This window comes from Corallibacter vietnamensis (assembly GCF_039537875.1).
Taxonomy (GTDB): domain Bacteria; phylum Bacteroidota; class Bacteroidia; order Flavobacteriales; family Flavobacteriaceae; genus Corallibacter; species Corallibacter vietnamensis.
Genome location: NZ_BAABBI010000003.1, coordinates 137,696 through 149,007 on the forward strand (window position 1 = coordinate 137,696; position 11,312 = coordinate 149,007).

General features: G+C 32.5%; 9 protein-coding genes. 2 read left to right on the top strand and 7 right to left on the bottom strand.

What is annotated here, in order from left to right; all coding sequences use genetic code 11:
* Positions 1 to 239: 239 nt before the first annotated feature.
* From ABD690_RS11100 to aroC, 6 genes are all read right to left on the bottom strand, one after another.
* Positions 240 to 1,400: a peptidase MATCAP family protein gene (locus ABD690_RS11100; protein ID WP_344730556.1), complete on the bottom strand. Its 1,161-nt coding sequence runs from the start codon at positions 1,398 to 1,400 to the stop codon at positions 240 to 242.
* Positions 1,401 to 2,228, bottom strand: coding sequence for an N-formylglutamate amidohydrolase (locus ABD690_RS11105; protein WP_344730558.1), 828 nt, complete (start codon positions 2,226 to 2,228; stop codon positions 1,401 to 1,403).
* 4 nt (positions 2,229 to 2,232) lie between these two features.
* Positions 2,233 to 3,066 (bottom strand): sulfurtransferase, encoded by an 834-nt coding sequence (locus ABD690_RS11110; protein WP_344730560.1) that lies wholly within the window; start codon positions 3,064 to 3,066, stop codon positions 2,233 to 2,235.
* A gap of 20 nt (positions 3,067 to 3,086) precedes the next feature.
* Positions 3,087 to 4,124, bottom strand: coding sequence for a glutathione synthase (gshB, locus tag ABD690_RS11115; protein WP_344730562.1), 1,038 nt, complete (start codon positions 4,122 to 4,124; stop codon positions 3,087 to 3,089).
* Positions 4,125 to 4,172: 48 nt separating this feature from the next.
* Positions 4,173 to 5,480: a dicarboxylate/amino acid:cation symporter gene (locus ABD690_RS11120; protein ID WP_344730564.1), complete on the bottom strand. Its 1,308-nt coding sequence runs from the start codon at positions 5,478 to 5,480 to the stop codon at positions 4,173 to 4,175.
* 82 nt (positions 5,481 to 5,562) lie between these two features.
* Positions 5,563 to 6,624 (bottom strand): chorismate synthase, encoded by a 1,062-nt coding sequence (aroC, locus tag ABD690_RS11125; RefSeq protein WP_344730566.1) that lies wholly within the window; start codon positions 6,622 to 6,624, stop codon positions 5,563 to 5,565.
* Between the two features lie 211 nt (positions 6,625 to 6,835).
* Here aroC and ABD690_RS11130 point away from each other — a divergent pair, with 211 nt between their 5' ends.
* Positions 6,836 to 7,693 (top strand): UDP-2,3-diacylglucosamine diphosphatase, encoded by an 858-nt coding sequence (locus tag ABD690_RS11130; RefSeq protein ID WP_344730568.1) that lies wholly within the window; start codon positions 6,836 to 6,838, stop codon positions 7,691 to 7,693.
* On the opposite strand, the gene ABD690_RS11135 is transcribed toward ABD690_RS11130, so the two are convergent.
* A complete protein-coding gene (locus tag ABD690_RS11135; protein ID WP_344730570.1) occupies positions 7,685 to 10,606 on the bottom strand; it encodes an FAD-binding and (Fe-S)-binding domain-containing protein in 2,922 nt (973 codons plus the stop codon). The two genes, ABD690_RS11130 and ABD690_RS11135, sit on opposite strands and share 9 nt — an antisense overlap.
* A gap of 153 nt (positions 10,607 to 10,759) precedes the next feature.
* Here ABD690_RS11135 and ABD690_RS11140 point away from each other — a divergent pair, with 153 nt between their 5' ends.
* Positions 10,760 to 11,275, top strand: a complete 516-nt coding sequence (locus tag ABD690_RS11140; protein WP_344730573.1) for a hypothetical protein — start codon at positions 10,760 to 10,762, stop codon at positions 11,273 to 11,275.
* The last annotated feature ends 37 nt before the right edge of the window (positions 11,276 to 11,312 follow it).

The window sequence follows — 11,312 nt, forward strand, 5'->3', positions numbered from 1 at the left end:
TTTCAATTCGCTCAATAACCAACCCTGTTTACTCAAAAAACAACATCTCACACTCAATATATATTGCTATAACGTAGATAACAAGCTAACTTTGACTAACAGTAAAGCCCTAATACAGGAATGTTACTTGGGCCATGCTTCTGTTAGCATGGAATAACCAATTCTTATTATTTGTATGTCTACCCTTATAATAAGTTCTAGTATTTTATACTATTAGACATAAAACTGTATTATGGCTTTTATTTTAGGCTATTTAAAATGAAATCTAGATTTTTATTTGCTTCCTCATTGCTTAAATAAGCATCAGTAAAATATTTTGATGTATTAGCTAAACCTAACTTTTGAAGCTTGTAAATAGTATCCATATATTCTAAAGACACTTTTCCTGTTAGTAACACATCTAAATCTTTATCTGCTTTTGCGTGATTATATACTTTAATTAAGCCTGATAGGTAAAGATGATCTTTTGTAAAACCACCACCACGATGTACACGCTGTGTTATAGAAAATGCTTTGTTTTTATTAAGCTTGTATTGGTTGTGTAGTAAATCAAACGTATCCGGAAAAGTGTAACCTTTAATTAGGCTATCAACAGCAATAACCCTGTAAGACAACTCTTTTAGTCTTGTTATTGTTAAGCAACCTGATTTATATTCTGAAAAAACAGCTAAACCTTCTTGAGTTTCTACATTGTTTGGCAATCCGTTTGAAAAGATTTTTAATGGCTGATTTAGACTGTTGAATGTAGTCACAAGATGCACACCTATTTCGTGATTTGCTAATACTTTAAGTTGATTTTTACTAAACTTATGATTTTTTCTCAATACCAATGTCTGCACATTATTTAAAACCATTGCAGCAGCTGATATATTTGTTGAGAGCTTTATTTTATAATTAAAATTGTAACGTTTAGAAAAATCATGAAAATACGCTTTAGCATCTTCTGCATTGTACACTGGAAGTAAATCTTCATCAAAATCACCATCATCAAAACGTAAAATAAATTTAGCATTTTCAATATCTTTTTCAGTTGGTGTTCCAAAACTTTTTAAGCTATTATAATAAAATTTTCTACCCTGATTTATGGTTTCGATACACTCAATTAGCCCGGAGTACTCATAAATTACATCTTCATACAATTGTCTAATATCATCATCCTCAATACGCTCTAACCTTTGAGAATAAAATAACCGATGTAGTTTGTACCCATTAAACTTTATTTTGGGATATTTAAAGTTAGGATTGTAGTTATATTTTGAAGCGAAAAATTGCTTTTTTTCCATTTCAATATTCAACGGATTGATATAATTAAGCAATTCTATCTTTTTAACCAACCTATTTAGGTTAGCATCAATGTCAAATAAATCTTGATGAGTCGCTATTAGTTTTTCTGAAATCATTTACTTGAATGTATTGTAAAATTCTATAGCATGTTTAGGCAAGTATTCTTTAAGCTGTGTTTCTACTGCTGAAACTACTTCCGGATAAATAATTTGATTATATTCATCACAATAAACTTTAGCTATTTCAGTAGCCAAAACTAATGTGTTTTTAAATGATTTGGTAATAAATTTTAGAAAATATCCGTTACCTTGAAATGTATCATTAATTCTTGAAGTTTGCTTGATGTTATGTGGTAGTTTAATACTTGAAAGATATTCTCTCCAAGCTTCAATACAATCTCCAAAACGTTCATTATCTATATTACTTGTACCTAAATTCCACGTAGGAACCTCTCTGTCCCAGCGCTGCCAGTTATAACTATGCATATCATATACTACACAAACACCAAACTTTTCTTCTAGTTTACTTATTAACGCGTGAACAACTTTATAAAAATTCTCATGTTTTTTTAAGCTTTTAGATTTCATAGCGACTGGTAATGGCTGATGCCATAATTGTTTTCCCCAAGCAGTTTCAAATACAGCCTCTTCAGGATTTCTATTAAGGTCATACTCAAACCTAGAATCACAACCTGCTAACACTAAAGGATGAGATTGTATCATATTTTTTGTCTCTGGATCTTCTTCATACCAGCGTTCGTATTCTGAATGAATACAATTGTCCCAAAGTTCTTTTCTAAATTGATGACCATTGTGTATTGCGGCACAAGCATAAGGTACATACTCATCAATTTTTAATGTAAATGAATAATCATCAGCTATTGCGTGAAATGTTTTTTCATTTTCAATATGTTCTAAAATTTCTTTAAGAGACAATTTTTGCATTGGTTTATTCTTTAATTAAGCTACCCCATTCAGTCCATGACCCATCATATACAGATATGTTTTCATATCCAGAAATTTCAGCTCCTAACGCTAAAATGCATGCTGTAATTCCAGAACCACAACTAAAAATAATAGCATTATCAGCACTAACTATATCTGCAAAAATGACTTTCAACTCTGTAGCTGTTTTTAAACATCCGTTTGCTAGTAACCTTGTATAAGGTAAATTTATAGAATCAGGAATATTACCACTACGAAGTCCTTGTCGTGGTTCTGGCTCTAGTCCTTTAAATCTACTTTCAGATCTAGCATCTATAACAACATGAGATTTACTTTTGACTGTTTCAACTATATCTTCAAAAAACCTCATGTATTTAGGATTATAGCATGCTTTGAAATTACCCAAAACTATTTTTTTTGTAGCTTTTTTAGGTTCAACTTTAAAACCTGCATACTTCCAAGCGGGAAATCCACCGTCTAGAACTGCCACATTTTTATGACCAAAAGCCTTAAACATCCACCAAACTCGCGCGCTAGAATAAATACCTTTTTCATCATAAATAACAAGACAGCTTTCTTTATTAATTCCTAATTTTTGAGCTTCAGTTGTAAATTGTTTTTCAGAAGGAAATGTATTCGGAAATTTTCCAGAAGCATCACTGAATTTATGCTTTAAGTCAAAAAAACTAGCATGTGGTATTTGGGTTGATATGGTGTTAAAATCATTGTTACTAACTGCTTTTTGAATAGTCGCATTTAGAATAATGAGATTACTAGCCTCAAGATGCTCTTGAAGCCATACTACAGAAACTATAGAGCTTGGCACTTGAATTTCCATAAAAAAAGAAGTTTATTTGGTTAAGCGTCAGCTACTGTTTTACGAAGTCTAGCACGTCTATCAAAAGCTTGAAGTTTATCTAAAACTTTACTTTCAATAAAGTCAATAACTTTTACTTCGATTTTGGTTTTTGGTTTATATACTTTATTGATATAGGTAATACCTCCAGGAGACATTACATTAACTTCAACAAGCTTACCTCCTATTACATCAATACCAACAAAATAAAGACCATCACTAACTAGTTTAGGTCCTATTTGTTTGCAAAGTGCTTTTTCGGCTTTTGTTAGCGTATGTCGCTGAACACTTCCGCCGGCTGTAACATTAGATCGGTGATCGTCTGTGCCGGGAACTCGTTTCATAGCACCTACAGGTTCGCCATTTAACATTAAAATCCTTACATCACCTTCATCAGCTCCTTCTATATAATCTTGTAAAATAACGTAGTTTGATGTACCATCAGGGTTTGTTATATAAAAATCTAACAACGAGTTAATATTGCGCATTGCTGATTTTTCTATTAGAATAACACCAGAACCACCAAAACCATTTAATGGTTTTATAATCATTTTATCAGATTTTGACTCTTTAATTTGCTTAACTAAATAGTTTTTATTTTTTGATACGTGCGTATTAGGAATAATATTACTGTGTGCGTCACCAAATGCGGCTGTGTAAAGCTTATTATTAGCTTCTCGCATTCCTTCTAATGAATTGATGATGAATACATCATTCTTAACAGAATCTAAAAAATTGAGCATTAAAGGATCTAACGGTGGATTTGCTCTAAAAAACAACGCATCAAAACCTGCTAGTGGTAACATCTCTTCACGTAATGTTACTTTTTTATAAAATGCTTTTAATGAACTGGGAACTTTATCCATTCTACTAATTACGTTACAAAACGCGTTAGTAACGCTATCCCTAATGGTTAAGTTTGCAGGAGTGCACATAGCAACGCCGTGCCCACGTTTTACACACTCTTTTATAAGTGCTAAACTGGTGTCATTTTCAGGATCGATATTATCCCAAGGATACATTAAAAAGCAAATATTCATGAAAAGATTCTTTTTAGTGGTTAAATTTTATAATTTAAATATAAAATTTTATTTGCCCTTATTGTAATTATCGTTCCAGTTTTTTGTTTTTGGTTTTCCTAATTTTCCAACAGATTTAGCCACAAGCATTGAAACCGCAGCATCACCAGTAACGTTTACTGTAGTTCTACACATATCTAAAGGTCTATCTATTGCAAAAATTAAAGCTAAACCTGCTTCAGGAATTCCTGCTTGAGCTAATACAATAACTAACATTACCATACCTGCTCCAGGAACCGCAGCACTACCAATAGATGCTAATGTCGCTGTAGCAATGATACCTAATTGTACACCAAAACTTAAATCCATACCAAAAGCTTGGGCAATAAACACTGCGGCTACGGCTTGATACAAGCTTGTACCATCCATATTTATAGTAGCTCCAATAGGAAGCACAAAGCTTGTTACTTCTTCTTCAACACCTAAATGCTCTTCTACGCGCTCCATAGTCACAGGAAGCGTCGCTGCACTACTACTTGTAGAAAACGCTAATAATTGGGCAGGAGAAATACCATTTAAAAAGAACTTTGGTGTTTTTTTGGTTACAGCATAAACAATTAATGTATAAATAACCAACATTAAAGCCAAGCCAAGTACAACACAGAAAGCGTACCAACCCAAAGCCTTGAATAAATCGGCACTTGGTGATTCTACTATTAATGCTGCTAATAAAGCAAAAACACCATAAGGTGCTGCAAGCATTATGATGTCTATAAGTTTTAAAATCACCTCATTAAAACCATCAAAAAAGGCTTTTACTGGTTTAGCTTTTTCTTGCGGAATTAAAATAAGTCCAATACCAAAGAAAATAGCAAAGAATATTACTTGAAGCATATTACCATTATCACTTGCGGCATTAAATATATTGCTTGGCACTAAATCTTCTAATGCTTGCAGAGGTCCAGATTCTTTTTGTTTTTCAGCAGCTGCAATTTTAGAGTCGGCGTCACCTTTATAGCTTTCTACCAATTCGGTTCTTGTTTCTTCTGATATTGATGTTCCTGGTTTTACAATATTTACAACCGTCAATCCTATTGATACAGCAATAATGGTGGTTAGTATGTAAATACCTATGGTTCTTCCTCCCATTTTAGAGAGTTTTGAAATATCTTTTAAATCTGATACGCCTTTTATTAAAGATGCTAATATTAATGGAACCGCAATTAACTTTAGTAAATTGATAAATATGGTTCCAAAGGGTTTTATCCAGTTAGTAACGAAGGTGCTTCCCCACTCAAAATTTGCCATAATGAGTGCAAAAACAACTCCTAATATCATACCTATTATAATTTGCCAATGTAATGCGAGTTTTTTCATAATTTGTTTTTATTTTTTTAGCCCTGATTGAGGCGATATCCTTTTGTTTGCAAAAGATAAAGCTGAAAGCAGGAAATAGCTTCTAATTATACATTTTATTTAGCAGGTAATAATCTGCTAATACTAATGCTGCCATAGCTTCTACAATAGGTATGGCTCTTGGTACAACACAAGGATCATGACGTCCTTTACCTTGCATTTCAACAATATTTCCGGCATTATCTAATGCATCTTGTTTTTGAATTACTGTAGCAACAGGTTTAAAGGCTACTCTAAAATAAATATCCATTCCGTTGCTTATACCACCTTGAATACCTCCTGAAAGGTTGGTTTTTGTAGTTCCATCTTGATTGAATAAATCGTTGTGTTCTGAACCTTTCATTTTTGCGCCACAAAATCCGCTTCCGTATTCAAATCCTTTTACGGCATTAATTGATAGCATGGCTTTTCCTAAATCGGCATGAAGTTTATCAAAAACGGGTTCACCTAATCCTACAGGTACATTTTGTAATACACAGGTTATTGTACCACCTATGGTATCACCTTCTTTTCTAATGATTTTAATACGCTGAATCATTTTTTCAGCCACTTCAGGATCAGGACAACGAACAATATTACTTTCGGTTTTACTAAAATCTAATGCTTGATATGGCTTTTCAAGAAATATATCTCCCACAGAAGATGTATAGGCATTGATACTTACTGAAGCTAATAATTGCTTGGCAATAGCACCTGCAACAACTCTACAAGCTGTTTCACGGGCAGAACTACGACCGCCGCCACGGTAATCTCTTATGCCATATTTTTTATCATACGTATAATCTGCATGGCTTGGACGATAAACATCTTTAATATGTGCGTAGTCTTTTGACTTTTGATTGGTATTTCTAATATTAAAACCAATAGGTGTTCCTGTTGTTTTCCCTTCAAAAATACCTGATAAAAACTCTACAGTATCGGGTTCTTTTCGTTGGGTTACAATCTCTGATTGCCCAGGTTTTCTTCTATCTAGTTCGTTTTGAATGGCATCAAAATCCAGTTCTAATCCTGGAGGACACCCATCAATAACACCACCAATTGCAGCTCCATGAGATTCTCCAAATGTGGTTAGTTTAAATAATTTTCCGAAGGAATTTCCTGCCATGTAATAAGCTTTATCCGTTTGTATTTTGTTATAGTTTTGCTAAAGTAATTGTATTATTAGAGAAACAAAAATGGAATTTGATTGTAAATAAACAATTTACAAAAAACTCAAATAACAATTTCATAACAATATACTCATACTTAATTAATTATGCGTTAATGATTACATAACTTATAAATAGGTTATTTGTAAAAGTAAACTTATTTGCCCTTTGGATTTAAAACGTAAAGTAGAAATAGCCGTAATATCTGATGTTCACCTAGGCACATACGGTTGTCATGCCAAACAGTTACTCACGTATTTAAACAGTATTCAGCCCAAAAAACTTATCCTAAATGGAGATATTGTTGATATTTGGCAATTTAGCAAACGATATTTCCCTAAACCACACTTGAAGGTTATAAAGAAAATAATGGATATGGCTGCTGATGGTGTTGAAGTTATATACATCACAGGGAATCACGACGAAATGCTTCGTAAATTTAGCGATATGACTATTGGCAATATTTCTATTGTTGATAAAAAAGTATTAGATCTTGATGGTAAAAAAGCTTGGTTTTTTCATGGTGATGTTTTTGACGTTTCCATACAAAATGCCAAATGGCTAGCAAAATTAGGAGGCTACGGTTATGATTTGCTAATTTTACTCAATAGAGCTACCAATTGGTGTTTAGAAAAATTAGGCAAAGAAAAATACTCATTATCTAAACGAATAAAAAACAGTGTAAAAGGCGCAATAAAATACATTAGTGATTTTGAAGAAGTAGCATCAGATTTAGCTATTGAAAATGGTTACGACTATGTTATTTGCGGTCATATTCATCAGCCTAAAATACTTATTAAAGAAAATAAGTTTGGTAAAACCATGTACTTAAACTCTGGCGATTGGGTTGAAAATTTCACTGCATTAGAATATCAATTTAAACGCTGGAAAATATACAACTACAATAAGGATAAGCTTTCGCCCTTTTTTGCTGATGAAGACATAAAAGAAATGGAAATTAAGGACTTAATAGCCGCAATTACTATTGTTGAACCAGAAAAAAAGAAGAAAAAGAAGTTAAATTAATGCTTCTTTAAGAATTGTTATAGGATGCTTTGCTTCTCTTTGAGTTCCATCCTTTATTTGATGTCTACAACTAGTTCCGTTTGCTGCAATAATAACATCTGTACTTGCTTTTCTTATAGCAGGAAACAATGTTTGCTCACCTACTAGCATACTTACTTGATAATGCTCTTTTTCATAACCAAAACTACCTGCCATACCACAACAACCACTTGGTATAATAGTAACACTATAGTTTTTAGGAAGATTTAAAACTGAAAAACTTGATAATTGATTAGCGAGTGCTTTTTGATGGCAATGCCCATGAAATTTAATAGTACGTTTATTGGTTGTAAATTGGTTTGATGTTATGTTTCCTTGTTCTATTTCACTTTGTAAAAACTCTTCTATTAAAAACGTGTTATCAGCTATTTTTTGAGCAGCTTTTTTATCGTCAGCTAGTTTTAAATATTCATCTTTGAAAGTTAAAATAGCTGATGGTTCAATACCTATTAAAGGGCTGTTTTCTGAAACGATATTTTTAAAAATAGAAACATTACTATTTGCTAGTTTTTTAGCTTGTTTTAAAAATCCTTTTGATAAAAATGCGCGTCCCGACTCTTCATGTTTTACAATACGAATCTTATAATTTAAGGCTTGTAACAACAAGATAGCATCCTTCCCAATTTGAGTGTCTAAATGGTTTGTAAATTCATCAACAAAAAGTATAACCTCTTTTTTTATTTCACTTTCAATCTTTTGATTTACAGTGTTTAAAAATATTTTATTTAAACTTTTAGTTGACATTAATGGCAACTGTCTTTCTTTAGCTATACCTAATGAACTTTTCAGTATTCTGGAAGAAATTGTATTAGAAAAAACAAAATTTGTTAACCTAGGAATCTTACTTCCATAATGATTGAGCACATTATTATAAGCAAATAATTTTGTTCTAAAACTGGTACCATGTTCCTTTTGATATTGATATTGAAATTCTGCTTTTAAAGCCGCAACATTTACACTACTTGGGCATTCGCTAGCGCAGGCTTTACAGCTTAAACACAAATCAAAAACATCTTTTAATTCCTTGTGATTAAATTTATTTTTCTTTTCTGACGTTGTTAAAAACTCCCGTAAAGCATTTGCTCTTGCTCTGGTAGTATCTTTTTCATTTTTGGTGGCTCTATAGCTAGGACACATAGTTCCTCCAAACTCTGGTAATTTCCGGCAATCACCAGAACCGTTACATTTTTCGGCTTCCCTTAAAATTCCTTGAGATGCTGAAAAATCTAAAATTGTTTCAATATCAGGCTCAACTCTATCTGCTTCATATCGCAAATTTTCATCCATTGGCAAAGTTTCAACTATTTTCCCAGGATTAAAGATACTTTTAGAATCAAAGGCTAGTTTAATACGTTTTAATAACTCATAATTAGTATTACCTAGCATTAATGGAATAAATTCAGAACGAACAATGCCATCTCCATGTTCACCACTCATAGATCCACCATATTTTTTTACTAAATGAGCTACATCTGTGGTTATTTTTCTAAACAATACAACATCTTGTTGCTTTTTAAGATTCAGAATTGGTCTCAAGTGCAACTCGCCTGCTCCTGCATGCGCATAGTAAACAGCTTCTTGACCGTGACGTTTCATCAGGTTGGTAAACTCGTTTATATATTGTGATAAATCAGCTAATGCTACTGCAGTATCTTCAATACAAGCAGCGGTCTTTTTATCTCCAATTATATTACCAAGCAATCCTAATCCTGCTTTTCGTAATTCTATAGCTTTGTTTATATCAGCACCATAAAGCAATGGATTAGCATAACTTAACTTTGTTAGCTCTATAGCTTTCAATAACTGTTTAGCCTTTTTATCTACTTGATCAAAAGAATCCCCTTTTACTTCACACATTAATATTGCTTCTGGTTCTCCTACAATAAACTGCCTGTTTTCTTGTTGTGTTTTATTGTGTTTAGTAAGATTTAAGATGGTTTTATCCATCATTTCGCAAGTATGCAAATTGTATTGCATAGCGGTTTCAACCATATTTAAGCAATCTTCAATAGACTTAAAATGACTAGCAATCATAATACTTTCACTAGGCGGCAGCTCATCTAATTGCAATGTTATTTCTGTAGTAAAAGCCAATGTTCCTTCACTTCCGGCTAGAAGTTTACACATATTAAAAGGCTCTGATGCATTAGAAAACATAGCGCTTTTTATTAATTCATCAACTGCATATCCTGTGTTTCGTCTGTGAATTTCTGATTTTGGAAAGTTTGATATTATATTTTGTTGCGTATCCGTATCAGACAATTCATTATAAAGAGTTTTATAAATAGCGCCTTCTAAAGAGTTCTCATTGACTTTTTCTAAAAACTCATCTTTAGATAAGCTTTTGAAGGTAGCCTCACTTCCATCACTCAAAATTGTTTTTAGCTGCAATACTTTATCTCGAGTTACACCGTATTGAATAGATGTAGTTCCTGATGAATTATTACCTACCATACCTCCAATCATACAACGGTTTGATGTTGACGTGTTTGGTCCAAAAAATAAACCAAAAGGCTTTAAAAACGTGTTAAGCTCGTCTCTTACCACTCCAGGTTGTACAGTTACCGTTTTTAATGTTTCATCAAGACTTAAAATTTTTGTAAAATACCTAGAGACATCTACAACTATACCGCTACCAACGCATTGCCCTGCAAGTGATGTTCCTGCTGTTCTTGGTATTAAAGACGTATTATGAGTACTTGCAAACAATACTAATTTCTTTATATCATCTACTGTTTTTGGAAAAGCAACAGCAAGTGGTAAAATTCGATATACCGAAGCATCTGTTGCGTATAATATTTTCATTAAGTCATCAACATGCAGTTCTCCAGTAAGTTGTGCTTTTAATGTTGCTAAATGTTTGTAGATACTCATAATTCTGTATAAAGACTTGCTCATAAAACTAATAAGAAATTCAATATAAATACTTGTTTAGCGTTATTTTTATAAGGTAACATTTAAAGAAATTTTAACGTCTATTTATCACGATATACCGTATATTAAAATAAAAAAACAAAAAATTATTTTATGAAAAACATTTTTTTAGTAGCAGGTGCGCTTTTAGGTTTTGTTACATTCTCAAGTGCTCAAAACATTTCTGATAATGCCATAGGATTACGATTAGGTGATAGTGATGGATTTGGCGCTGAAATATCCTACCAACGTGCTATTTTTGATAGCAATCGCCTTGAAGTAGATTTTGGCTGGCGTGATGGTAAAAACTTTGATGGTATAAAATTAATTGGGTTATACCAATGGGTTTGGAATATTGAAGGTGGATTCAATTGGTATGCGGGAGCTGGTGCTGGATTTGCTGCATTAAAACATGACAGAACCAGATATTATGGTCCTTTTTTAACGGTTGTGGAAGAAAACAAAGATGCTTTTTTTATTGCAGCTGGTAATGTAGGAATTGAATATAATTTTGATTTTCCTCTTCAATTATCTTTAGACTTAAGACCTGAACTTGGTTTTGGCGATGACGATTTAGATAATAATGATCTTGATTTTGATATTGGATTAGGAGTACGATACAAATTTTAATTTTAAAAAAAACTACCTTAAAATAAGGTGGTTTTTT

Bases quoted from the DNA above. Each gene is read 5' to 3' on its own strand.
- ABD690_RS11135 (WP_344730570.1), bottom strand. From the start codon at position 10,606: ATGAGTATCTACAAACATTTAGCAACATTAAAAGCACAACTTACTGGA.
- aroC (WP_344730566.1), bottom strand. From the start codon at position 6,624: ATGGCAGGAAATTCCTTCGGAAAATTATTTAAACTAACCACATTTGGA.
- ABD690_RS11100 (WP_344730556.1), bottom strand. From the start codon at position 1,400: ATGATTTCAGAAAAACTAATAGCGACTCATCAAGATTTATTTGACATT.
- ABD690_RS11105 (WP_344730558.1), bottom strand. From the start codon at position 2,228: ATGCAAAAATTGTCTCTTAAAGAAATTTTAGAACATATTGAAAATGAA.
- ABD690_RS11110 (WP_344730560.1), bottom strand. From the start codon at position 3,066: ATGGAAATTCAAGTGCCAAGCTCTATAGTTTCTGTAGTATGGCTTCAA.
- gshB (WP_344730562.1), bottom strand. From the start codon at position 4,124: ATGAATATTTGCTTTTTAATGTATCCTTGGGATAATATCGATCCTGAA.
- ABD690_RS11140 (WP_344730573.1), top strand. From the start codon at position 10,760: ATGAAAAACATTTTTTTAGTAGCAGGTGCGCTTTTAGGTTTTGTTACA.
- ABD690_RS11120 (WP_344730564.1), bottom strand. From the start codon at position 5,480: ATGAAAAAACTCGCATTACATTGGCAAATTATAATAGGTATGATATTA.